The organism is Rouxiella aceris (assembly GCF_012933545.1).
Lineage (GTDB): Bacteria > Pseudomonadota > Gammaproteobacteria > Enterobacterales > Enterobacteriaceae > Rouxiella > Rouxiella aceris.
The window spans coordinates 220,364-245,425 of sequence record NZ_JAADJU010000009.1 but is presented as its reverse complement, the minus strand read 5'-3'; the positions used below and the strand labels follow the sequence as shown (position 1 = coordinate 245,425).

General features: G+C 45.9%; 22 protein-coding genes, 1 tRNA gene and 2 pseudogenes. 8 read left to right on the top strand and 17 right to left on the bottom strand.

Annotated features, from left to right (window positions below):
- Positions 1–933 precede the first annotated feature (933 nt).
- From GW590_RS24640 to GW590_RS17695, 7 genes are all read right to left on the bottom strand, one after another.
- Positions 934–1,104, bottom strand: a complete 171-nt coding sequence (locus GW590_RS24640) for a PIN domain-containing protein (protein WP_408014948.1) — start codon at positions 1,102–1,104, stop codon at positions 934–936.
- A 20-nt stretch (positions 1,105–1,124) separates the two neighbouring features.
- Positions 1,125–1,265 (bottom strand): PIN domain-containing protein, encoded by a 141-nt coding sequence (locus GW590_RS24635; protein WP_408014947.1) that lies wholly within the window; start codon positions 1,263–1,265, stop codon positions 1,125–1,127.
- Between the two features lie 299 nt (positions 1,266–1,564).
- On the bottom strand, positions 1,565–2,515 hold the full coding sequence (locus GW590_RS17715; RefSeq protein WP_169404396.1) for a nucleotidyl transferase AbiEii/AbiGii toxin family protein: 951 nt from the start codon (positions 2,513–2,515) through the stop codon (positions 1,565–1,567).
- Positions 2,508–2,903, bottom strand: coding sequence for a DUF6088 family protein (locus tag GW590_RS17710; RefSeq protein ID WP_038245317.1), 396 nt, complete (start codon positions 2,901–2,903; stop codon positions 2,508–2,510). Before GW590_RS17710 ends, GW590_RS17715 begins: the two co-directional genes overlap by 8 nt.
- A 74-nt stretch (positions 2,904–2,977) precedes the next feature.
- A complete protein-coding gene (locus tag GW590_RS17705; protein WP_169404395.1) occupies positions 2,978–3,826 on the bottom strand; it encodes a DUF4942 domain-containing protein in 849 nt (282 codons plus the stop codon).
- Positions 3,827–3,998: 172 nt separating this feature from the next.
- A complete protein-coding gene (locus GW590_RS17700; RefSeq protein ID WP_169404394.1) occupies positions 3,999–4,490 on the bottom strand; it encodes a DUF5983 family protein in 492 nt (163 codons plus the stop codon).
- Positions 4,487–4,828: a TA system toxin CbtA family protein gene (locus tag GW590_RS17695; protein ID WP_328803083.1), complete on the bottom strand. Its 342-nt coding sequence runs from the start codon at positions 4,826–4,828 to the stop codon at positions 4,487–4,489. Before GW590_RS17695 ends, GW590_RS17700 begins: the two co-directional genes overlap by 4 nt.
- Positions 4,829–4,890: 62 nt before the next feature.
- Between GW590_RS17695 and GW590_RS17690 the strand changes: the two are divergent.
- Positions 4,891–5,234: pseudogene (locus GW590_RS17690) on the top strand (DUF1294 domain-containing protein).
- 105 nt (positions 5,235–5,339) lie between these two features.
- Here the strand turns inward: GW590_RS17690 and GW590_RS24415 are convergent.
- The 3 genes from GW590_RS24415 to GW590_RS24405 all read right to left on the bottom strand — a co-directional run bounded on the left by GW590_RS24415 (position 5,340) and on the right by GW590_RS24405 (position 6,267).
- Positions 5,340–5,669 carry a hypothetical protein gene (locus GW590_RS24415; protein WP_235955979.1) on the bottom strand — a complete coding sequence of 110 codons (330 nt, stop codon included), beginning with the start codon at positions 5,667–5,669 and terminating at the stop codon, positions 5,340–5,342.
- A gap of 23 nt (positions 5,670–5,692) precedes the next feature.
- Positions 5,693–5,977: a hypothetical protein gene (locus GW590_RS24410; RefSeq protein WP_235955978.1), complete on the bottom strand. Its 285-nt coding sequence runs from the start codon at positions 5,975–5,977 to the stop codon at positions 5,693–5,695.
- 101 nt (positions 5,978–6,078) lie between these two features.
- Positions 6,079–6,267, bottom strand: coding sequence for a hypothetical protein (locus GW590_RS24405; RefSeq protein WP_235955977.1), 189 nt, complete (start codon positions 6,265–6,267; stop codon positions 6,079–6,081).
- A 194-nt stretch (positions 6,268–6,461) separates the two neighbouring features.
- Between GW590_RS24405 and GW590_RS17680 the strand changes: the two genes are divergently transcribed.
- Entirely contained in the window at positions 6,462–7,334 is an 873-nt protein-coding gene (locus GW590_RS17680) for a phosphorothioated DNA-binding restriction endonuclease (RefSeq protein ID WP_169404393.1), read from the top strand.
- 65 nt (positions 7,335–7,399) lie between these two features.
- Here GW590_RS17680 and GW590_RS17675 read toward each other — a convergent pair whose 3' ends face one another.
- Together GW590_RS17675 and GW590_RS17670 are read right to left on the bottom strand one after the other, a co-directional pair.
- Positions 7,400–7,708 carry a hypothetical protein gene (locus tag GW590_RS17675; protein WP_169404392.1) on the bottom strand — a complete coding sequence of 103 codons (309 nt, stop codon included), beginning with the start codon at positions 7,706–7,708 and terminating at the stop codon, positions 7,400–7,402.
- A 75-nt stretch (positions 7,709–7,783) separates the two neighbouring features.
- Positions 7,784–8,767 (bottom strand): toll/interleukin-1 receptor domain-containing protein, encoded by a 984-nt coding sequence (locus GW590_RS17670; RefSeq protein WP_169404391.1) that lies wholly within the window; start codon positions 8,765–8,767, stop codon positions 7,784–7,786.
- Between the two features lie 224 nt (positions 8,768–8,991).
- Between GW590_RS17670 and GW590_RS17665 the strand changes: the two genes are divergently transcribed.
- The 5 genes from GW590_RS17665 (at position 8,992) to GW590_RS17645 (ending at position 17,892) form a co-directional block, all read left to right on the top strand.
- A complete protein-coding gene (locus GW590_RS17665; protein ID WP_169404390.1) occupies positions 8,992–12,405 on the top strand; it encodes a DEAD/DEAH box helicase family protein in 3,414 nt (1,137 codons plus the stop codon).
- A 61-nt stretch (positions 12,406–12,466) separates the two neighbouring features.
- Entirely contained in the window at positions 12,467–14,095 is a 1,629-nt protein-coding gene (locus GW590_RS17660) for a type I restriction-modification system subunit M (RefSeq protein WP_169404389.1), read from the top strand.
- On the top strand, positions 14,092–15,282 hold the full coding sequence (locus tag GW590_RS17655) for a restriction endonuclease subunit S (protein ID WP_235955976.1): 1,191 nt from the start codon (positions 14,092–14,094) through the stop codon (positions 15,280–15,282). The genes GW590_RS17660 and GW590_RS17655 overlap by 4 nt, the downstream gene beginning before the upstream one ends.
- Positions 15,282–16,976 (top strand): AAA family ATPase, encoded by a 1,695-nt coding sequence (locus GW590_RS17650; RefSeq protein ID WP_169404388.1) that lies wholly within the window; start codon positions 15,282–15,284, stop codon positions 16,974–16,976. The genes GW590_RS17655 and GW590_RS17650 overlap by 1 nt, the downstream gene beginning before the upstream one ends.
- Positions 16,966–17,892 (top strand): HNH endonuclease, encoded by a 927-nt coding sequence (locus GW590_RS17645; RefSeq protein ID WP_169404387.1) that lies wholly within the window; start codon positions 16,966–16,968, stop codon positions 17,890–17,892. Before GW590_RS17650 ends, GW590_RS17645 begins: the two co-directional genes overlap by 11 nt.
- Positions 17,893–18,021: 129 nt before the next feature.
- On the opposite strand, the pseudogene GW590_RS17640 reads toward GW590_RS17645, so the two are convergent.
- The 3 genes and pseudogenes from GW590_RS17640 to GW590_RS17630 all read right to left on the bottom strand — a co-directional run bounded on the left by GW590_RS17640 (position 18,022) and on the right by GW590_RS17630 (position 20,986).
- Positions 18,022–19,281: pseudogene (locus tag GW590_RS17640) on the bottom strand (tyrosine-type recombinase/integrase).
- Positions 19,282–19,486: 205 nt separating this feature from the next.
- A tRNA-Leu gene (locus GW590_RS17635) sits at positions 19,487–19,571 on the bottom strand.
- Between the two features lie 275 nt (positions 19,572–19,846).
- Positions 19,847–20,986, bottom strand: a complete 1,140-nt coding sequence (locus tag GW590_RS17630; protein WP_169404386.1) for a porin — start codon at positions 20,984–20,986, stop codon at positions 19,847–19,849.
- Between the two features lie 623 nt (positions 20,987–21,609).
- Between GW590_RS17630 and ampH the strand changes: the two genes are divergently transcribed.
- Positions 21,610–22,758 (top strand): D-alanyl-D-alanine-carboxypeptidase/endopeptidase AmpH, encoded by a 1,149-nt coding sequence (gene ampH / locus GW590_RS17625; RefSeq protein WP_169404385.1) that lies wholly within the window; start codon positions 21,610–21,612, stop codon positions 22,756–22,758.
- Positions 22,759–22,839: 81 nt separating this feature from the next.
- Here the strand turns inward: ampH and lptG are convergent, their stop codons facing one another.
- Positions 22,840–23,910, bottom strand: coding sequence for an LPS export ABC transporter permease LptG (gene lptG / locus GW590_RS17620; protein ID WP_169404384.1), 1,071 nt, complete (start codon positions 23,908–23,910; stop codon positions 22,840–22,842).
- The gene (gene lptF, locus GW590_RS17615) at positions 23,910–25,004 is read right to left on the bottom strand and encodes an LPS export ABC transporter permease LptF (protein WP_169404383.1); all 1,095 of its coding nucleotides are present in this window, start codon (positions 25,002–25,004) and stop codon (positions 23,910–23,912) included. Before lptF ends, lptG begins: the two co-directional genes overlap by 1 nt.
- Positions 25,005–25,062 lie beyond the last annotated feature (58 nt).

The window sequence follows — 25,062 nt, the reverse complement described above, 5'->3', positions numbered from 1 at the left end:
CTTCACATCATTCATAATGAATTACTGCTTGGTCACTCTAAGACTTGATATTTTTTGCCACCGAAGTGGCTGATATCGTCTTGTGAGTGCCCACACAGATTGTCTGATAAATTGTTAAAGAGCAGTGAGTTAGCCGCCGTGGCGCTAGCTCGAGGTGGCGTATCTTACGCTTTCCTCTTTTGATGTCAACCGTTAATTTCGCGGTCATCATCATTTTTTTATTCTTTCCGTCTCGGTAACTCAGTGAAGTTGTTCACGTTGTTCCCGGTCAGTGGAGGCGCATTATAGGGAGTTCTCAGAAGGCCGCAACCCTTAATTTGCACTAATTTCACTGACTGCTGCATTACACAGCAATACCCCGCTTTATACCCTTTTACGCACAGAGTTATCCACAAAGGTGCCAGTATTTACTGCTGCCATCCCCGCCAGGCGAACTCATTTAACGTAAAATCCCCCTTCAAGTAAGCCAACGCAGCGGATAAATGTACGCATAGCATCGCTACTGCCCAGCTTTCCGCTGATTAGTGCACCTCTATATACGCAATACCTTTATAAGCAACGTAAGCACACCTTTATATAAGGAAGCATTTTCCCGACCAACAGATCATCGGTAACCGGCGCGAAGGCGTAAGCATGCCATCTTCGCCGCCATGTTTTATGCCTGGTGTATGCAGTACGGCGGTATGGCGGCGTTTGACGTTAAGCGGTTGGACATTGCTTGCGGGGAGAACGCCTGGCTGAAGAAGCTGCTTGCTGGAGTGATGCTATATAAAGGAGGCGCTGCTGGTAGCTCCAGGGTGAAGGTACTGACGGCAGCCCATAACCCTGATTTGGCTAACGGTAAAAGGTGATCGTTTCATAGAAATTCCCCTGTATTCAGGTTAGGAGAAAATTCTACTGATGCATGTGGGGGGGATTACCTTTTTAACCAGCTTAAAGCCGATACGGCAGGATCACTCCAGACTCGGGACCAAAGTCTTTTGGATTGCGCGAAATCAGTGTTCTGGAGTTTACCTGAGCCGTCGCCCAGATGATCGCATCCGGCAATTTTATCTTAGATTCATGACGTATGATAACCGCGCGTTCAGATACTTCATCGGTCACCGGCAGTAACAAAAACTGCACTAAAAACTGGCGAGTCCGGGTTTCTTGCTCTGGCTAAATTTTTCAAGGGTGTCTTTTGCCTGCGCAATACCGTTGAGGTAATCAATCAGGATATTGGTATCAAACAGCGGTGATCTGGGTATGCTCGCTTCTATACTCACCAGCATGTTGATGTGGGGTAACTCAGATTGACGTCGGTTAACTGAAAAACGGGGCTAAGCCTTGCGGCGACTGAATTCCAGACATAAAAAAAGCCCCCTAAGGTGACTTGATTTTCATACTGATGGTGCGAAGGCTGGACTTGCACATGATGATTAATCCTTTGATTTAAAAACAATTAATAATAACTTTTAATTAATGTACCAACATTGATACCAACACTTTAAATCGTTGATTTTGGGACTCGAATCGGGGCAAGAGTTACCAAGGAAGATGCCCGCCATCGGGCGTATCTCTCGTGCTATGCATCAATCACATCCAATGTAGTTTTGCGAAAACAAGCATAGGCCTCTTCCCATGAAACGTGGATTTCACCGAATACCATTGGTGTGACGAACTGCAGATAGCGTTCCTTATAAACAGGATTATTCATGAGTTCTTCCAGCCCCATTTTAAGTTCTCCAATAGGTGATTCACAGAACTCAGGATACTGGGCACCGTAACGTTCAATATCCTGCTCAATGCATTCCTGAACGAAGTGCTTTAAAACAAGAACATCAGCACCTTTTTCTCTAACGATACAAAAATTATCGTAGATATGACGTACCAGTGATTCATCCACTGCACGTTCCACATTACGCATGCTTGCAGCCGTTCTGCGCATCATCGAGATCAGCTTTTCAGCCTGCGTGCTGGCGATAGTTGCGCAGGGAAAAGCCCTCACTACTTCACCTTTCTTTGTTAGATCCATTATCAGTGAGCTAATAGGACGGTTTTCCGCAGCCTCAAGCAAATCCGTTTCCATTAATTCCAGTTTGATAAATGGCCTTAAGCAAGGAGCTTGTGCATATTTCTGTGGGTAGCGCACCGAAATTTCATTATAGCGATATTCATCACGAGTAACCTTTGGATACCCTTCATCCATGCGAAACGTACCTGAAGCTGTAATCGTTTCGATAATGGTCCGAATAATACCCTTACGAATGTCTTTACGCTGGCCTCTGGAATATTGCTGGGTAAAACCGGCGACGGGGACAAGCTTAATGTCCACGTCTTCCGACATCCTGTTCAAAGATATACCCGCTTTTGACAATGCTGTTCCACCAGCAAAAACCAGCTGATGCGTGTCAAAGTCCAGAGGCTGGAGCAATCGTAATAACTCAACGATGTAATAATCTTTTTCTACAATTGAAACAGATTCAATGCCCAGAGCATCAGCAACATCTGGGAATAGCTTTGTTAAATCATCCATTTAGTTTGCTGCTCCCTACTGACAATGTTCTCTTAAAACGTGGTGAGGTTTTGATTTCCAGTGAAGCGGGGATCTGAGTGGATTTACCGCTATTATAGGCGCTTGTTGCTCCAACCAAGCGGTAATCCACTTTAAGACGTTCCAACGCCTCAATCACTACCGCAGCCGAACCTCCGGGAGCCGCAGGCATCAACTTACCGGTAATCACATTTTGCCGCGCTTTGGTGTAGACGCCATAGCCTACTTTCAGCAGTTGCCCTTCCTTCACCAGTTCACGCAGTGCTCTACCAATTTGGTCGTAGCCAGCAAGATCTTTGAAATCGTCACGAGTGAAAACATAACGCTTTGAGCGTTTCAGTCGTAACTGAATACGAGCTTTTGTAGTCATGTTATCCTCCTTTGGTTATTTCTTCATCATAGCAAACATACGACATTTTTAACAGCAAACATACGACACCTAACTTATCTTGCGGCTAGCATTCCCGGATGGTGTTTAGCGATGATGTCATTCATTCGTTCAATCAGATCTGGGCGCTTGAATGTGATATGCGCACTTCCCTTCTGAAAATAGCGGATTGAAAAATACTCATCCTCGAAGATGTTCGACGTCCTTTGCTGGCTGATATGTTCACCCAGCCTGGCCGTGACATCGTGACGGTTTTCCGGGATAGCCTTACCGTCCAGCAGATTCAGCATGCGTTCCAGATCTGCCAGTTGATCCCGACGCCATCCCCCGTTGAGCCGAAAGCCCCAGCGGTTGTAATCCACTAGGTTATTGACGATGATCTTCTTGCCGAAACAACATGGGCTGTTGGTTTTATAATCCCATGACAAACCTTTGAACACGTTGATGATGCCACGTTCAAACACATCTGCTTTACTGTTATGCAATTGCTCAAAGGTGCTAAGAATGTTGGCTTCGCTGATTTCAGGAATATCGTCACCTTCGAGATTATTATCCCATTGCTTACGCGCCTGAGCGTCCATCAACGAGATCATCCCTGATTTTTGCATCTGGTCACGCCAGATGCTGCGATCAAGATTACAGGTAATGGTACTCATTGCAGCTTTCACGTTTTCCATGAGCCAGCAGCCACAACGAAAGTCCTGACGCATTGCCCAGTCACGGGCCGTTTTGCCACCGATACTACTGGTCAGCGTCGAGATGTCGGCAAGTTGCTGGATGAGTTCTTCAATCTGTAACAGTGCCGCATTGCGGCCTGTCACGATACGTTCAATACTGGTGGAGCTGATGATTTCGGTATGACCAGTTATTACGTCGGGGTCGTTATTGACTTGTATCTCAGACATGGATTATTTCCTTTATATCAATGCAAAACGCCAGCCGTATGAGGGCTGGCGCTTATGCAGGTTATGTGTTTTGAGTGAAGATATCGTTGCTTGCGTTGTCGATTTTCGCCTGCAAGAAGACAGCCGTATCTGGACGAGTCTGGTTTTTGCGTCAGTTTAGAATGAGCGCGAACTACCAATCGAAGGTGGTAAAGCCGGGAAGAATGTCGCTAAAGGAGTCAAAGTGAATTGTGCTGATGGCATAGCGACGTATCAGCGTCACAAGCAACTTACGGCAGGCTTTCGACAGTCCACAGCATTTCAGGCGCAGCACCGGGAATGCCCAGGCATCGAGGCGTATCAGATAACCAGAGCCCGTGTAATGGACCCATTCTGCATCACCATAATCCTGATATTGCTGGGAAAGTGTGTGCAGCAACGCATTATCTTCGTCGGTGATATGGGCGGTACTGCACTGAATACCGTTAGCTCTGGCGGTCACTGGCAGAGGATCATCAACAATGATTTCACCAGGAGTACTGGCAATGCGAAGTGTGTAACCATTGTCGTTGACCACATCAATCAGCTCATCAATTTCAACCCCGTCAACTTCGACGGCGATTTTGCCCATATTGAGTGCCAGGACATTAATGCCATCGGCTTCAACATTCATTGATATTTTCAATGGTGTCGCTCCATCCGGCTCACTTTGCCACGGGTAATATCACTCACAGCTTTATAACCCCTGCGCTTCATCAGACCAGTGGCTTGTCTGGCACGGAGAATATCGATTGGGGTGATAAACGATGATTGCTCCATTATGGTGAAACCAGGCTGGTCAGTGCGCACCAGTTCATACTTCTCCACCAGAAAGTTCACCGCATCGCTGAGGGAGATCCCCGCGTCAATATACGTTGCTGGCAGTGCGTGCAATGCGACACGGATTACCACGGCGTGCGATAGCGTGAAATCTGTTGCTTCGGGCTTTACAGCACCGAGAAGGCTAAAGATTAATGACGCCACCAGCCTCTGACCTGGGTATAGTCCGGCTTAAACTTTCCTGGATAATTGCTGTGGCTAACTGTATGAACCTCAATCGCTTCTGTTACTTGATCCTGGCCTTAGCGGCGATGGGCAGCATATTTACGTCACGCCCTTTTGTCATGTGGATCCTGCTCACCAATGCACTGACGCTGGTGGTTTATGGTGTAGACAAAATGGCTGCCCGCAAGCCTGGCGCAGGGTACCTGAGTCTACTTTGCTGATGTTCGGACTTGTGGGTGGATGGCCTGGAGCGATTGTCGGGCAGCATGTCCTCCGCCATAAGACGCAAAAACAGCCGTTTAAAACCTACTTCGCCATCAGTGTCATATTGAATATTTTGGTAGTGGTTGCTGTGTGTTGGTTGATTTTTTCTTCAACAGAATAAAAATAGCATTCTCAACGCTCACTAGATCCGACATGCTTTCCCAGCCCCTAAGCCTTTGTTACAACGAACTCGCGATCCTATTAATTTGTGATTGCACCGTTCTACTTATTTGTTCCACAACGCTCTATGCACTTTCCCGGTCTGGTGATACTCAGCAACAAGATCGATAAACTCTTTAAAATCAGTGTTCTCTTCCACTAGTCGGTTAACTGATTGCCAGTCGATGCTAGTCCGTTCACGTGCCGGGATCAGCGTCTGATTGTTCCCCGGATTTTGAGGGTTCAGCAGGATCACACCAATACCATGCAGCGCGCAAAGCATCTGGAGTTCCCGTTCAACTCCACGCTGCTTATCTTCATTAATCTCTGTAGCAACGAGATAGCCAAAATGCGCCCAGCTTGAATTGCTCACCGCCTGAAAGAAACACTCACGCACGTTACTCCGGTTAAGCTGGCGTTTTACCTCAATGACCACAGCCGGGTCAAACGACCTTCACTATGGCGAACACAGTTTTGTACAACTGTATCCCAGCCTTTATCCAGATGCTGCAGCGCAACAATATCGGGATAAAGCCAGTGATTTGCTCCCAATCCTTTGTTATTGCTCGAACGCTTTTCGTCGATACGGCGACAAAGTAACTCTTCTTCTTCAGACAGATACTCAATCAGTAACGGATAAAGAGCATGTTCAGTGAAATTAATTGTTTCAACTGAAGGCACTGGAGTCATCTCAGAAAGTGACATGATTTGAGTCGTCTCAACAAGATCCTCACCCCAGTAGTACAATCGAGGTCTCGGCTTATCCCTTGTCATCACTTGCGTGCACATAGCTTTAGCTTTTACGATTAGGCTTCCGCAGTGATCTGATTCAGAAAATCCTCATCACTGGCAAAGCGCGTATTGTCGCGTTTTTCAGTCAGCTCATTTTTATAAGTTTCGATGATTTTTTGCACCAGTTTGCGAGCAGTGAACTGCTCGCCAGGATTAGCCTGCAACACATTGATAATCATTTGGGGACGACTGGTTTTGGACATGCCTTTTAATCCTCATCAGCACTTGCAACGCTGATGTTTTGTTAAGTAACTCCTCTGTAATCGCAACAGTCTACCTTCACTGAACTCAGGAACTATGATCGGTATCACCTCGAATAGTTTTTACTGAACAACCGTTGAATTACATATTCTTTGCGAGCATGATCGCAAGAACTTCAATCTGTTAACCCTCGGTTATGACATCACGTAAAGCACTGCAAACTGCAATTTCTAATGTGGCTGTCTGGCGCAAGGGCGACCAGTGCGCACCACATAAACCCCTGCTACTGCTTTATGTTCTGTCGCAATATCTGAACGGTCATTCCCGACTCTTCGACTATGGGCAAGAGATCCACGAACCGCTGACAAAATTGCTGGCTGACTTCGGGCCTAAGCGGCGCGACTACTATCCAAATATGCCTTTCTGGCGGTTGAGGACTGACGGATTCTGGACGCTGGAAAATACCGAAGGTTGTAATCCCCGCAAGGGCAATATCCAGCCGACAAAACGTGAGTTAATTGAGAATCATGTGACTGGTGGTTTTGACGAAAGCAGCTTCCAGACCCTTCGTGAAGCACCAGAAATGATCAATAAACTGGCGCTGCAGATCATGACTGAGCGTTTCCCGGAAAGCCTTCAGATACTTCTCGCAGACCGTCTTGGATTTGATTTTACTAGGCTGATGAAAGCACGCGATCCGCGTTTCAGGGAGATTGTTTTACGGGCCTATCACTCACGCTGCGCTATCTGCGGCTACGACTTGCGACTGGATGGTGCACTCGTAGGACTGGAAGCGGCACATATTCGCTGGAAGCAATATGGCGGGCCGTGCGAAGTGAATAATGGACTGGCCCTTTGTTCTCTGCACCATTCCGCCTTTGATATGGGAGCGATAGGAATAGATGAGCACATGACCATCCGTATTTCCGGTGGCGTAAACCGAAGCCCGGTGGTGGATCAGCTTTTCTGGCAGCGTGACGGACAAAAACTCTTTTTACCACAGGACAAAGTTTTCTGGCCTGCAGAGCAGTTTGTTGAATGGCACCAGAGCCAAGTGTTTAAGTGTTGAAGCTTTATGTGTATTTCCTAACCGCCAGAACGAAAGCATTGTAAATGATGTTTTTTACTCATTGGTTAGCAGGCCCTACGATAATGTTTTTTGCATTCATCTATTGCCGAAAACATATCCCGCGAAGGACGCATGTGGTAAGTGATTGCCATTTGAAATCCACCTTCTTGGAATCCGAGATGGTCCAGACTGATAATTTCATCAGTTTTGGCCCAATACTTATCGCCGTTCGTCTCCAATACCTTCTCACGATAAACTACAATTTTTTCTGGATAGTCTGGGCGCTCTCCTTCTTTTGAGAATATTTCATAACGGACATATCCATTGCTGTCGTCCCCAAGCAGGAACACCTTGGCAAGATTAAGTTGCAACATTTCAAAATCCTTGTCGTCATTTACTAGATAGACAACGGTCAAATCAGACTAGATAAGCGATTTAACCGTTGTGAATCACCGAGACATACGCTGTTTAATTACTCCAAAGAACATTCCCCACAGATGTTCTGACACTCCTTCGTTCGTCAACAATGCCTCCCTTGAGGCGCCACCACTAAAGCCCCCCATTAGAGCACGAAACCCTAGAGTTTGGCCGTTATCAATAAGGGTCAGACATTCGTTATAGCTATTTCGGACAGCACTTTCTTGGCTATAACAGATATCTCCCATTCCATGGTGTTGATTGCCACGCCAGATGCCACATTGACCAACCTTGCTACCGTTGATATACACCGCGCAAGTGAAGGAATTCGCATCAAGTCGATGGAAATCGACGTCTAACCCAGCATGACGTTTCTTGAGTTCATCCAACGAGTTCTCAAAATAACGGGCGACATACTCAAAACCTTCTCGTCGGGCTCGATCTTTATCAAGATCGGTGAAGGTCTTTGGTAGAGAAAGATTGCTTGAACGTGGAGTAAAAACTGTCTCTGTTGCCTGATACACCGCATTCCCCGAAGTGGGAGAAGGGACATTCACATTCTGTTGTGGTTTTTTGGCTTCCATACTGGCAATAGCGCGAGAGACGGCATCAAAGACCTGAACATAACCTTCATCGTGGCTGGCAAATTTGGTGATGGGCTTACCGTCGATTGTCGCCGCCATAATGCTGCCGAAAGGTAACTGGTGCCAAGCGCATTCTCTTAAGATCACCGGAATGACCACTGCTTCACCCCGTTTATGTCGCTCTAGCGCATTGGTCATCTCTATTTGATAGCAATAATCAGAAGCAATGAAATCGCTGCTAATTAACAGCAGGATGATATCTGCTTGCGAAAAATAGTGGTCAATCTGACGTTCAAACTCTTGCCCAGGAACAATGCGTCGATCATGCCATGTAATGATCTTCCCCATCCGCTTAAGGGGTGAAAGATGTTTCTCGAGCTCATTACGTAATGCTTCATCTACATGGGAATAGGAAAAAACGAGAGTGGTCATAATGGTGAAATACTCCTGAACCGTTACCGTCTTAAAAAAGCCATTTTAAGACCATTATAAAGAATTACGATAATCGAGAGTAAAGAATAGATGCTTGCTCTACTTAGAGCATCTACGTCAGTAAACACATTACTGCTATATGTCATCAGGCTCACTTCGTCAGCTTATTAGTGTGATATTCTTTCCAGAAATCCTGTTGTATCCACGATATAAGGCGATGATTGATGGAGCAGTCTCTCAATTTTGAAATGTTGCGTAGCCAGTGGCCAGAGCTAGCTGAACTCGGATGTATGGCTGAACGATATATTCATTCCGATCCTGAAAGCTGTCTTGTGAAGCTACGCAACTACACCGAATTGATGATCCGCTGGTTGTATCGTCAGGAGCGTTTACCGGAAGGTTTCAAGGCAAATCTGTACGACCTGATGAACGCCGATGTGTTTGCCAGCATGATGCCGGAAGCGATCGTCATGAAGATGGATGCACTGCGTATCCATGGTAACCGTGCTGCGCATGGTGGGCGTATTAAAGCCAAAGATACTTACTGGTTGCTCAAAGAAGCATACCTATTAGGGGTTTGGCTGTATGTCCGTTATGCAAATGGCAACGTTGATCACAGTCCTAAATTTTCTCTTCCTCCGCTGACTCAATCTCCAAGTCGTGCAGATGAAAAACATCTGAAAGATGCAATCAAGGCACAGGATGAAAGCCGTGAGCGTGAGTTGGCGTTACAACGCGCCTTACAGCAGGAGCAGGAAAAGGCTGAGATCCTCACTCAGCGTTTGAATGAAGCCAGAACCCGCAACCAGCACGTTGCCGATATCCTCTCCATCGATGAAGCAGAAACCCGCCGTCGTCTGATCGACTCCAGACTACTTGCTGCTGACTGGGACGTTGGGGATGAACTTAAGAATACCGATCAGGTCACTCAGGAACATCTAGTTAAAGAGCAGCCCACTTCAACCGGTGATGGCTATGCTGACTATGTATTGTGGGATGAAGCACACAAACCACTGGCAGTTGTGGAAGCTAAAAAAGCCAGTGTGAGCGCCGAACAAGGTCGAATTCAAGCCCGGCTATATGCAGACTGGCTGGAGAAAGAATACGGACAGCGCCCCGTTATCTTCTACACCAATGGTTACGATATCTGGCTTTGGGATGACAATAAAACCCATGGATACCCACCGCGTCGGATATTTGGTTTCTATGGCAAGGAAAGCCTGCAATATCTTATCCAACAGCGTGAAACACGTTTACCATTAAACAGCATAACGCACGTTAAAGACAACGAAGGTAAGGCAGTTGCAGGCCGCCTATACCAGCTTGAAACCATTGCCCGCGTCAGTGAACGTTTTACCAACAAATATCGTCAGTCATTGATTGTTCAGGCCACCGGTACTGGTAAAACCCGAGTGGCGATTGCACTTAGCAAGCTAATGATTGATGCCCGCTGGGTAAAACGAGTCCTGTTCCTTTGTGATCGTAGAGAGTTACGCAAACAGGCAGCAAATGCCTTCAATCAGTTTACCAACGAGCCGCTGTATGTAGTTGGCAAGTCGAAGAAAGAAGATAGGCAGAATGCAAGGATCTACATCGCTACGTATCCCGGCATGATGAAAATTATGGATCATTTCGATGTAGGCTATTTCGATCTGATCATTGCCGACGAATCCCATCGTTCTATCTATAACGTCTATGGCGATGTGTTTAAGTACTTTGATGCGCTCCAAATCGGCCTGACAGCAACGCCTATCGATATGGTCAGCAAAACCACTTTCGGCCTGTTCGGCTGTGAGGGACGTATTCCTACCGCGAACTACAGCCTGGAAGATGCCATTGCCGACAATAACTTGGTGCCTTATGAAGTCGTCACGCACACCACGGAATTCCTGCGCGAAGGAATTAAACGGGAGAAGTTAAGCGATACGCAAATCCGTGAACTGGAGGAACAGGGTATTGATCCCAATACACTGGAATTTGAAGGCAAGTCGCTGGATGACGCGATCTACAATAAGGACACCAACCGCCATATTCTGCGTAATCTGATGGAAAATGGCCTGAAAGATGTGGATGGGCAACTTCCCGGTAAGACGATTATTTTCGCCCGTAACCACAAACACGCGTTGCTGCTGAATAAGCTATTTGACGAAATGTATCCGCAGTTTGCCGGGCGCTTCTGTCAGGTTATCGATAACTACGATCCTCGTGCAGAACAGCTTATCGATGATTTTAAAGGGCTGGATGAAAGCACCAATAAAGAGCTGACCATTGCCATCTCCGTCGATATGCTTGATACCGGTATTGATGTCCCGGAAATTGTGAATCTGGTCTTTGCCAAACCGGTCAAATCGAAAGTGAAGTTCTGGCAGATGATTGGCCGTGGTACGCGCCTCTGCTCGGGGCTGTACGGCAACGATGAGAACGGCAAACCGCTAGACAAACAGAAATTTCGCATCTTCGATCATTGGGGCAATTTCGAGTATCACGAACTTCATACCGAAGAGGCCGAAGTTAAACCAACGAAATCGCTGGCGCAAAAACGCTTCGAGGCATGGGTAATTTTGGGAGCAGTAGCGCAGCGTAAGTTCGACAAACAAGCTGTAGATTTGGTAGCTCATCAACTTCGTGAACAGATCAATGCGTTGGATGAAAAGTCGATTGCTGTGCAGGAAAAATGGCAACAAAAAGCGCAGTACAGCGATGAAAAATTGCTGCGTCAGCTTTCACCAAAAACACAGCAGGATCTGCTTTCTATTCTGGCACCGTTAATGCAATGGCTGGATGTACGCGGACAAAGCGACGCCATGCGCTTTGATATGGACATCCTTGCGGCGCAAACCGCTCGATATACCAACCCGGAAGAGCTAGACGTACTTTGGCCGGAAATCGTGGAAAAAATAGAGCGCTTACCGCCACATTTGGCGCAGGTACAGCAGCAGGGTCAGCGGATTAATCAGCTCCATGATTTAAGCTGGTGGAAGCAGGCCAGTCTGGAAGAGCTGGAAGATATTCGCATTCACCTGCGCGGCATAATGCACCTGATGGAAAAAGATCCAACGCCACAATTCAGTTCCTTGCAGGTGGATATCACCGAAGATGCAGGCCAGATTCAGACGGAAACCCGCAAGACTAATGTTCGTTCCATTGATTTCAAACTTTATCGCCAGCAGGTTCAGGGCGCACTTGAACCACTGTTCCAGCAAAACCCGGTGCTGAAGAAGATTCGCAACGGCGAACCGGTAACGCAAAGTGAACTCGATGAACTGGCAAAACTGGTTTTGATCCAGAATCCTAACGTCGATATCCGGGCGCTGAAGGAGTTCTACCCTCAGGCAACCGCCAGCCTAGATAAATTGTTACGTACCATTATCGGGATGGACAGCGACGCGGTGGAGGTACGTTTTGCGCAATTCGCTGCTGATAATAGTCTGACCAGCCCGCAACTGCGTTTCCTCTCGCTGCTGAAAAATCATATCCGTGATTACGGCACTATCGAGATGAAGCAGCTCTTTGAACAACCTTTCACACATATTCACCAAGGAGGCGTCGCGGGCGTATTCCCGGATGTGGCACAAATCACCCGCTTGCAAAAGATAGTCGAAGAGCTGGGTGTCGTGACCGACACGGCAACGGTATAATGCGTTCATGACAAGCCCCGGCAGCGGGGATTTTGTATTTATAACAAGGTAGAAGTTAACGATGATCACCGGTGACTTAAAAAGTAAAATCGACGGGCTGTGGGAAGATTTCTGGGTGGGCGGCATCACCAACCCGCTGACCGTTATCGAACAGATCACCTACCTGATGTATTCCCGTATGCTGGATACCCTGGAACAACGGGACGAAAAGCGTAAGCAAATTGCGGGGGTTGATTTTAAACCGCGCTTTGCACCTGAGCAGCAGGAGTTTCGTTTCAGCCACTACAGTAATCTGGGTTCAGATGAAATGATGGATGTGGTGCGCGATGGCGTATTCCAACACTTCCGTCAACTTGGGCAGGCGGATAAAACGAAGGCCACGCTGTTGGGTAACTTTATGAAGGATGCCCGACTAGAGATCGTCAAGCCTTCGCTGTTGACCAAAGCGGTGGAAGTCATTAAAAACCTGCCGCTGGATCGTGGTGACACCAAAGGTGATCTCTACGAATACCTGTTAAGCAAGTTGACTACCGCCGGGATCAACGGCCAGTTCCGCACCCCGCGCCATATCATCCGTACCATGGTCGAGATGATGGAGCCAAATCCGGCGCGTGGTGAGACGATTTGCGATCCGGCCTGTGGTACGGGTGGTTTTCTGGCGATCAGCTATGAGTATCTACTGGAAAAATACAGCTCGCTGGAATCCATTCATACCGAGATTGGCAGCAACGAACGCGGTGAGCTGGAAGAACAAAAAATCTTTACTGGCGATCTACTGACGCCGTGGCGTGACCATGTGGATAACAGTATGTTCCACGGTTACGACTTCGATACCACTATGCTACGTATCGCCGCCATGAACCTGATTATGCATGGTGTGGAAGAGCCGGATATTCACTATCAGGACACCATGAGCCAGAGTTTTAGCACCAACTTCCCGCAAGCCAGCAAAAACGCCTTTAACCTGATCCTGGCAAACCCGCCATTTACCGGTTCACTGGATGAGGAAGATATTGATGCCTCGCTGTCGGGAATGGTGAAGACTAAAAAAACTGAGCTGCTGTTCCTGACGCGTATTCTTCAAATGCTGAAAGTGGGTGGTCGCAGCGCCACTATCGTGCCGCAGGGCGTGTTGTTTGGTTCTAGTAAGGCACACCAGTCGCTACGTCAAACGCTGGTGGAAAATAACCAACTGGAAGCAGTGATCAACTTGCCTTCCGGTGTATTCAAACCTTATGCGGGCGTGGCGACGGCGATCCTGCTCTTTACTAAAGGTGGCCAGACAGATGAAGTCTGGTTCTACGACCTGCACAATGACGGCTACAGCCTCGATGACAAACGTAATCCGATAAAGGATAACGACCTGCCGCATTTACTTGCGAGCTGGAAGCACTATCGTGCTTTACGTGGTTTGCCGGTAGATAACTTTATGGGCGAGAAATTTTCCTCGTTGCTAAAGCAACAGTATCCAAAAGGCGTTGACGTTGATTTTAAAGATCGCACGCAAGCCGCGTTTGTGGTGCCAAAAGAAGATATCACTGCGCAGAAATACGATCTCTCCATTAATCGCTATAAAGAAGTGGTGTATCAGACGGAGGAGTATGAAGATCCGAAAGTGATACTGAAGCGGTTAAAGCATCTGGAAGAAGAAATTCTGGCGGACTTGGATGAGCTGGAGGGGATGCTTTGAGTTGGCCGATGGGAAAAATTTCCGATATTGCTGAAGTTATATCCGGGTTTGCTTTTAAAAGCGAATGGTTTGGTACAGGAGATGCGATAGTTATTCGGATTGGTGATCTTAAGAACGGCCGAATCGATCTTAGTAAGGCTATGGTCTTTGATTACAAAGCTAACAACGTTCGCGAACAATTTAGAATCAAAAGCGGTGATATTTTAATGGCTCTATCTGGCGCAACTGTTGGAAAAATAGCCGTTGCTGATTCAGAGGCTGAAGGCGCATATCTAAATCAACGAGTAGCAGTTGTTCGGGGCAAACGCCCTGAAAATTCAGAATATTTAAAATACGTATTTTCAGGAAGTCCACTTCAAAAATTACTCCTAAACGCTGGGGGGGCAGCGCAACCAAATCTTAGTACGAAAGATTTGGCTGCGATGGAAATTCCCATCCCCTCGCTTACTGAACAAAAACGCATCTCATCTATCCTCGATAAAGCAGATGGAATACGCCAAAAAAGTGGGCAAGCTATCAAATTAGCTGATGAATTTTTGTGTAATGCATTCCTGGAGATGTTTGGCGATCCTGTTGAAAATCCGAAGAGATGGAAAAAGAATAAAATAAAAAAAGGCGTGTTAGATATTATTTCCGGATGGAGTGCAACAGGAGATAATCAACCCTGTAAATTTGATGAGTTTGGTGTATTAAAAATCAGCTCTGTTACTTCTGGAATATTTAAACCAGAGGAAAATAAAGTAGTAGATCGCGAAAACATTCCTGCTTCAAAAAAACTTATCATGCCTAAGAAAGGTGATTTACTGTTTAGTCGTGCAAATACCCGGGAGTTGGTTGCTGCAATATGTATGGTTAATCAAGATTACGATAACATTTTTCTTCCTGATAAACTTTGGTCGATTAAGTTAAATTATGAATTATTACTACCAGAGTTTTTCATTTTTTTGATACAAAATGAAAAAGTCCGAGAGTTATTAACAAAGCAAGCAACTGGCACGAGCGGTTCTATGCTTAATATCTCTAAAGGTAAGTTTGAAGAGACTGAGATTATTTATCCAGATTTGGATGTTCAACAAAAATTTTGTACTTTGTTCAATAAAACGATGCTTTGTAAAAATAAAATTATTAAAAGCAATAAATTAGCAGAGGAATCATTCAACTCATTGTCTAAAAAGGCATTTATATAATGAGAACTGTTTACACGCCTAATCTTTACTGGAGGGAAGTACCTCCAGCCAAACCACAACTTGGAGATGTATTGTCTCTGAGTAGTAATAACTGGGATGATTATAGCTATAAAACGACTTTAAATGCAAAGATATACATTAACAATCAATTAATATCATTTGATTTTTCTATAAAATTATTAATTGAAGATGTAGATAACACAGCAATAAAACTTGATGAATTATGTAAGGACGGATGGGATGGTATATTCCCCATACCTAATATTAATTACATAGCGCTCCCATCTGATATTGATTTTTATAAAATACTTATATCTAAAGTTGGTGAAGAAAAAGCAATTACTCTTCTTAATGAACTGCACGATGCTGGTTTTAGCAAAAATGTATACCACAATGAAGTTTCTAATAAACTCATAGAACATGATGGGTTTAAAACATCATTGCTTCGAGAAAGTGGAGCAAACAAAGCATTTCAAGATGGTTATCTTATATTTCAAGATATTTATGCAGAAATACGAGATTTTCAATTAAATATTTTATCTAAAGATTGTTGTGTAAAAAGCATTCCGTTCAAATTTGAATCATCATCATTATTACCTTATGATATCAATGTAATTATAGGTCCGAACGGAATTGGTAAGTCTCATTGTCTTAAATCACTGGTTGAATATTGGTTACAAACAGGCATGGGGGAGCCACGTATACTTGAAAGGAGTAAACATACACCGTTTGATGAAAGGCCAAATATAAGTAAACTTGTTCTTGTTTCCTATAGCCCTTTTGAAGAGTTTAGTCTCGATCTAGAAAAAAATAACTTACAGGACAAAAAGGCATACCAATACTTTGGCTTTAGGCAAATGAGAGATGATGGGAAAATTGGTATTAGTCGCAACTTGCCAGCTTTAAATTCAAGTGAATCTTTACTTGAAATGATATCTGATGATGAAAAATACAAATTTATTGAAAATAGAGTAAACAAATTTAACTCTGTTGATTCTGCACTCAAATCTGCAATCAGCTATGATTACTGTGTGCTGCGATTATCATCTCAAGATGATTTATCCTATCTTGGAAATGATGTTATTACAATAAATAATGAAAAATATCTTCCTGCCATTAATATCATGCAATGGGCTGAACGCATTGATTTAATAATTAATTCTTTATTACTAAATGATGGTGTCATCTTCGTTAAAGATGGAAATATTGTACGCTTGAGTTCCGGACAACGACTATTTGTATATATAGCTATTAATGTTGTTGGCGCTATGAAGGAAAATAGTTTGATTGTTATCGATGAACCTGAATTATTTTTACATCCTAATCTTGAAATAGAATTTATAAGTTTATTAAAAAAAGTACTAACCCCTTTTCGCTCTAAAGCTATTTTGGCCACTCATTCTTTATCTATCACGCGTGAAGTTCCTTCAAAATGCGTTCATATATTTCGCGAGGAAGAAAATGGTTTAGAAATAGTCCCTCCACCATTTGAAACATTCGGTGGTAATGTCCAGCGTATTTCATCTTATGTTTTCGGAGATAAATCAATTTCAAAACCCTTTGATGAATGGCTCGATATGCAGTTAAAGGAAGTTGGAGATCCTAAACGACTTATCGAAATGTTAGGGGAGGAGGTTAATGAGGAAATGATAATGAAAATCATGAGCTTAGGAAAGAAATCCCATGGTCGCTAAGTTAGCTTTACCAGAGGATGATTCTATTACAGTGCTTCGTGCAGTAATTTCTGAAAGAGAGAAATTCAGAGATTTCTATAATGCACTCACTGAAGCATGGGTTCTACATGTGCAAAACTATTTGGAACATCATGGTGATCCACAGATAATCTCCCCCTTAGTTTTGTCATCTTTTATCTCAGAGGCTGCAATAATTGAGGAAGAGGCTAAAACAAACAATGACAATCGACTTATACCGGCACAGATAAGAGTCGAACAAAAAAGAAAAAAAAGTCTTATTGGATTATATTCCCCTAAGGAAGATAAATCACCTTATGTTATTCTGGACAAATTAAGAAGGAAGCATAACCTATTATTCTGTCCGTGCTGTGGTGAGCCAGGGAAACCTACAACCTTAGATCATTACTTACCTAAAACGTCTTATCCTGAATTATCTATAATAATCGCAAATTTAACTCCTATGTGTAGCGAGTGTCAACAAAAAAAAAGCTCAGATTATTTAGACGCCAATGGAGACAAGATCTATATACATCCTTACTTTGATGCTATTGAGCAAGTTCAGTTAAGTATAAACATAACCGCTCCATACACTAATCCAACATTCACATTGATAGTTCCTGATGATGGGGTTGACGATGAGCTCCATAGCTTATTAATACGCCATATCAATGGGATTGATTTTTTAGAACGATTTGATGAGTTCTGCCGAAATGAGTATATGGCCTTGCTGCGCACAATGTCCTTAGAGCGTCAGGACGAAGCCCCCGAAAGCGCGCAAAGAATAATTCGTCGATTCAAACGTCAATACGATAATCAGTCTCAAAACAGATGGGAAGCCATTTTCTATAGGGGTATTTTTAATAATAATAACCTTCTTAATTATCTGGATAGCGGTATCTTACCTGAATTCACTTAATATTATACATGGTCGCAATAGCATTCATTAAAAATATAACGCCACCTAAAAATTAGGTAGCGTTATATTTTATAATTTATGTCATAACCTAAAAGAGATATTTATATTTATCTATGCTATTATTGGTTTTTAAATAACTATCAACTTCCCAAAATCAAACGGGCTAATCCCCTTCTCCCGATTAGCATCAAGAAAATCCGCCCACCACTGCAGCATTAGCCTGCGCTCCCCTAGGTGCTCGGCCTTATGAATATAAGCCGCACGCACAGAGTTACGTTCCTGGTGACTCATCTGCCGCTCTACCGCATCCTTCGACCACAATCCCGCTTCAATCAACGAACTACATGCCATAGTCCTGAAACCATGACCGCAAACCTCAACCTTCGTATCGTAGCCCATCATCCGCAGTGCCTTGTTCACCGTATTCTCACTCATGGGTTTACGCGGATCGTGATCGCCCACAAAAATCAGTTCTCGGTTTCCACTCATGCTTTTGATCTTTTCCAAAATGGCGAGAGCTTGTCGGGATAAGGGTACAAGATGTGGAGTCCGCATCTTTGAGCCCCGATGCGAATGTTTAACTCCTTCCAGCGGTTCACGCTCGCCCGGAATCGTCCACATAGCTGTTTCAAAATCCACTTCTGTCCAGCGGGCAAAACGTAGCTCGCTTGAACGGATGAAAACTAACAAAGTGAGTTCCACGGCCAACCTGGTTAACGGTCTGCCGGAATAGTGATCAATGCGATGAAGTAGTTCAGGAATGCGATTAAGTTCTAGCGCAGCGCGATGCTATCGTTTAGCCGTAGCAACTGCACCGGCTATCTCTTGTGCGGGGTTGTAATCGATTAAACCGCTCTGCACGGCAAATCGCATAATTGCTGTTGTTCGTTGCTGTAGACGTGCCGCCACCTCAAGACGTCCAGACATCTCCACGGCCTTAATCGATGTAAGCAGATCTCTGGTTTTTAACTCTGCGATATTTCGCTTACCAATCGCATCGAACAAATTATCTTCCAGACTTTTAAGAACACGGTCACTGTGCGACTTAGACCACTTCTGATTGCTGGCGTGCCAGTCTCTGGCTACTACTTCAAAAGTTACCGCTTCTTGCTCCTGCTCTACTTTAACGGCTTTCTTGTTCTCACTAGGGTCGATGCCATTTGCTAAATGCTTACGGGCTTCGTCACGTCGTATCCTAGCATCGGCCAGTGATACTTCAGGGTATTTCCCCAACGCCAGCATCTTCTCTTTACCGCCAAAACGATAACGTAGCCGCCAGTATTTGGAGCCGTTGGGATGAACCAGCAACACCATTCCTTCGCCGTCAGTAAGCTTATAGGCTTTTGCTTCTGGCTTGGCAGTACGGACCTTCACATCACTCAGAGCCATGTTGAATATCCTTTCAAGGGTTCTGTGTGGGTACAAACATTATCGAACCGGGATATACCCGCATTTGTACCCGCATCAGTAAGTTGATGTAGATTGAATCAGGTTGACTTATGTTGACTGAAAAAGCGAGAGGAGCCTTGCGATGACTGAATTCCAGACATAAAAAAAGCCACCCTAAGGTGACTTGATTTTCATACTTACTATTTGGTGCCGAAGGCCGGAATCGAACCGGCACGCCTTGCGGCGGTTGATTTTGAATCAACTGCGTCTACCGATTTCGCCACTTCGGCACAGAAAGTAGTATGCGGAAAACGGGTGCATTATACCTTTACCGTCTGCTCACGCAATAGTTATCCCTGCAATCTTATGCCAAGTGCTGAAAAAACCGGCATAAAACCGCTGAACGCTTGAAAATACAGCAAAATAGCAGCGCAACTCCCTCAATAACCCATAAAATGCCAACATATCCTTGAGCCGCAACAGGCCTGCCATAAAAACATAAGGCCAGTGCATTGCTGCACTGGCCTTATGAGCTATCGCGATATGCTGTAACAGCAATCGGCGATTAGAAGTTGTAGTAGAAGCTTACTGCGGTGATATCTGACTGGCCTGGTGCATTAGCCAGTGTACGTTCAACATACAGCGACAAATGGTGACCAAAGTCAAAGGCGGTACCCAGATAAACGTGGTTGGCTTCGTAGTTTTCGTTACCCTTCAGTTTCAGAGAATCTGCGGCCACATAAGGCTGGACAGATTTCAGATACTCTTTGCTCAGAGTAAAGGTGTAACCGGCAAAGCCTTCTACGCCGTAACCGCTACCTGCGAAGTAGTTATCCTGATTAACGTTGCTCTGATGGCTTGGCACGTAGTTATTGTAGTAGTTGCCGGTGGCAACCAGATACCAGGCGCCAGGCTGCCAGGTCAAGGCGGTAGCAGTGGTCTGCTGATGGTATTGTTTCTGATCGTTTTCGCTGTCTTTCATGCGAGCATTGGTCAGGCTATAGACGTTGCTCCAGGTCAGCGTTTTGGTGATAGCGTAATCAAAGCCCAGCGCAGCGCCACCGTCACGGCGGTAATGCAGTTCGTCAGAAGCCGCATATTCGGTTTCTGGCAACAGGTAAGCGGCTTCAAGAGTGAAATCACCCAGGGTGTTAGTGTACTTAAAGCTCTTCATCGGGCGGTTGCCGCCGTCATAGTCACCTTGAAGACCTACACCTTCGCCAGCTGCCTGACCGTCGTTATCCCAGACGTCACTTTTGCTACCGACCAGATCGTAGTAAACGCTGAACTGCTTACCAAAGGTAAAGGTACCGTAACGATCGTCTTTAAAGCCGTAATACAACTTACGCTTTTTCAGCAGGTCGGAACCTTCGGTATAACCGGACTTGATATCGAGCAGGTGGTACATATTCACACCCAGCTCATACATGCCGATCACTGAGGTATGATCGGTTAATGCATAGTCACCGCTAAAGCGGAAACGTGTGCCGCCATCATGGCCGCTTGAATCGCCATGAGTTTTATTTTCGGTGTTCTGAAAAATCCACTCCGGACGAATACTGCCCCCTACCTGTAAACTTAACGGTGCAAGTAAGGAATCGCTTTGCTTATTTTTGTCCAAAATTGTGATTTCGGCCTGAGCACTAGCCGAAAGCACCGATAATAAAACTCCGCCAACGATGATTGGCGCTTTTAAATTGCGCATTACCCTGTCTCCAACAATATTATTTTAGTTTTAACTGCGATATGGCGTTGAACCACGCATAAATGTTTAACATAGCCGTGGTAGGGGGAGAAGCATTTAATGCGACAAAGCTCACACTTTGGCCTGCAACGACAGGTTAATTTTCATACAAAAATATTTAAAAATGTAATATCAGGAAAATTAAAATATCAATAAGAGCAAAAATTAATCAATTTGCACCATTAGCCACCAATACGGTCAAGTTAATAAGTTCCATAAAGACATAACTAATTACAATCTATACTAGGACGAGGTGTAAATTTTATAATCCAGAATTGGAACTATCCGTGGCGTTATTATTTTCTTTGCTGGTTATCACTCTATAAATAGTTAACCAGCGCAACATTAAATAACATTCTAATAACAACGATGAGATTTTATTTAGCAGAAAAAATAGCCGACGTTATAGGCCGAAGAATGAGTTAAAGCTGACGATATATTTACTCCGCTGGCGATATATCACTCAACGCCAGACCTGCCAGGCAACCTGCTTCTGTAAATTTTTGCTAAAGGCGCGATTTCCCCATGCGGTGGCGGGCGTATCACATTAAGATAAATTTATTCTTCCCTTTACTGCTTTTAGAATGGATGTCGGTTTGTTGAAAAAACTCTCTTTTTCTCTGTTAGCCATGGTCTGTGCCAGCATTCCGCTGCTGAGTCAGGCACAAAACCAACGTTTGGCTTCTCAGGTGGTGGATGACCACGCAGAACATATTTTTTACGGCAGTGGTGCCATGGGTATGGCCATGGTGGTCATTGACCATAACCAGCAGGTGTTCCGCAGTTTTGGTGAAACCCGTGCCGGTTCCAATCTGCGCCCGCGTGAAGACTCGCTGATCCGCATTGCCTCCCTTACCAAGCTGATGACCAGCGAAGTACTGGTCAAGTTGTCGGAACAAGGCACGGTACGCATTAACGATCCTTTGCGGAAATACGCCCCGGGCAACGCCTTTGTCCCTTATTACAGTCCCGCGTCGCCGATCACCTTATTAAACCTGGCAACCCACACCAGCGGGCTTCCGCGCGAACAGCCTGGCGGTGTGGCGCATCGCGCAGTGTTTACCTGGCCAACGCGCAGCGAGCGCTGGAGCTGGCTGCAAAGTGCCAAAATCAAGCAGCCACCGAGTTCCTACGCTGCATACTCCAACCTGGGCTTTGATCTGTTATCCGATGCTCTGTCCGAGGCGGCACACAAACCCTATACACAGCTGTTCCGTGAAGTGATCGCCCAGCCAAACGGTATGGTAGATACCACCTATACGCCAACGCCAGCGCAGTGTGCGCGGTTGATGGAAGGGTTGCGCCCCAGTCCTTGTCTGAATACCTCGGCCGCGGCGGGTAGCGGAGGGGTCTATTCAACACCGGCGGATATGGGGCGCTGGATGAAGCAGTTCCTGCCTTCGCCATTGGGTCAGCCCACGGCAACCGCTGCCATGGCGCAGAAAATGTATTTTAAACGCAGCGATCTGGTGTCTTTAAAAGGCATGGATGTGCCAGGTCCCGCCTATGAACTAGGGATGGGTTGGGTGACAATGGCACCCACGCCGCAACTGCCGCTGATCATCCAAAAAACCGGCGGGGGCGGGGGCTTTATTACTTATATTGCGATGGTGCCGCAGCGTGGTGTCGGCGTATTTATTGTGGTGACCCGCTCAGAGCTGAGCAAGTTTAAAAATATGAGTGACGGGGTCAACGAGTTAGTCGCCGATCTGGTACGAAATAACGAAATCTAGACCTGGAAAATCAGGGGCATAGAAAGCAAAAAAGCAGCTCCATTGAGCTGCTTCTTTTACGACTTCTGCTTATTGATTTAGCTAACTGCGTTTTAGCAGCAGATAAATGCTGATCACCATAAACAGGCCGCTCGGCAATATAGCACCCAATAGCGGCGGGATACTGTAAACCAGACTAAGCGGACCAAAGATCTGGTCAAGCACATAGAAGACAAAACCAAAGCAGATACCAGTAACCACCCTAACGCCCATTGGCACGCTGCGCAGCGGACCAAAGATAAACGACAGCGCCATCAGCATCATCACGGCAACAGAGAGCGGAGCAAAAATTTTACGCCACATATTCAACTGATAGCGTTTTGCCTCCTGACCGCTTTGCTTGAGGTATTTCACGTAGTCATATAAACCGCTGATCGACAGAGAATCCGGATCCAGCGCCACCACGCCGAGCTTATCCGGCGTCAGATTGGTTTTCCATTCGCCACTCAGCGTCTGCGAACCGGTGATCTGCGTAGGACTGCTCAATACCGACTCGTCAACCTGCGACAAACGCCAACTGCCGTTTTGATACTGGGCAGAAGTGGCATAGCGCACGGAAAGCAGTTTGTTATTATTATCAAAGTGATAAATATTCACGCCGTTGAGCTGGTTATCACCCGCCACGCGTTCAATAAACACAAAGTCATGGCCGTCTTTAGCCCACAAACCGCTTTGCGTTGAGAGCAGCGAGCCACCATACATTTGCTGCGCACGGTAGTTACGCGCCATCTGTTCTCCCTGTGGGGAGACCCATTCGCCAATGGCCATGGTCAGAAATACCAGCGGGATAGCGGTTTTCATCACCGCACTTGCCACCTGCATACGGGTAAAGCCCGATGCCTGCATCACCACCAGCTCACTGCGCGTCGCCAGCGTACCCAATCCGAGCAGCGCACCCAACAGGGCCGCCATTGGGAAGAACACTTCAATATCTTTGGGTACACTCAGCAGGGTATACAGGCCGGCATCCAGAGCGGAATAGCTGCCCTGGCCGACTTTACGCAACTGGTCGACAAACTTGATAATCCCGGACAGGGAAACCAGCATGAACAGGGTCATCATGATGGTGTTAAAAATAGTTCGTCCGATATAGCGGTCTAATACACCAAACATCAGGCCGCTCCTTTCAAACGCGCGCGGATCTTGCGAGCCGGCAAGGTATCCCAAATATTGAGAGCCACGGCCAGCGCCAGATAAAGCAGATTGGTCACCCACATCCAGATCATTGGATCAAGTTTTCCTTTCTCGCCATTGGAACGCAGCGAGCTTTGCAGCAGGAAGAAAATCAGGTAGAGGAATATGGCTGGCAACATGCTCAGCACACGCCCCTGGCGAGGGTTGACCACGCTAAGCGGCACCACCATCAGCGCCATAATAAATACCGAAACAATCAGCGTTAGTCGCCAGTGGAACTCGGCGCGGGCATCCAGCGCTTTCGACTGCCACAGCGCTGTCATGCTCATCTGGTCAGCTTCGCCGACCCCAGCCACCACCGCGCGATGGCCAATCACTGCCAGGTAATCGGTAAAGTCGGTTATGCGGAAATCGCGCAGCAGCGCGGTGCCTTCGTAGCGGGTACCGGTATCCAGGGTCACCTGTTGCGAGCCGTCAGGGCGCTGATCCATATGACCGGTTTCAGCGACTACCACTGAAGGACGTTGACTGCCGTTGGGCCGCAGTTGCGCCAGAAAGACTTTCTGAAATTCCTGGCCGCGAAGATTACCAACGAACAGCACCGAATTACCGTCTTGCGAAGGGGTAAACTGCCCGGCGACCATGGCCGCCATACTCGGGTTGGCCTTGGCTTCGGCCAGTACTTCGTCCTGATGCTTGGAAGACCAGGGACCGAGCCAGATAGAGTTAATACCGGCAAAAACGGAGGTAAAGAGAGCCAGAAGCATGGCAGCGACGATTAGTGACCTTTTGCCCAATCCGCAGGCGTGCATCACGGTAATTTCACTGTCGGTATAAAGTTTACCCAGGGTCATCAGTAACCCGAGAAACAGGCTGAGTGGCAGGATAAGCTGCGCCATCTCGGGTATACCTAACCCAAGAAGCTGAAGGACTAAATTTGTCGGGATTTGGCCATCAACTGCCGCCCCCAGTATTCTGACTAATTTCTGACAAAAGAAGATTAGTAGCAGAATAAACAGGATCGCAATTTGGCTCTTGAAGGTTTCCCTAACCAGATATCTAATGATGATCACGCTGAATACGCCTGTGAAAACTTGTCTTTTTGCAGGAAAATCGATAGTTTCATCGCTA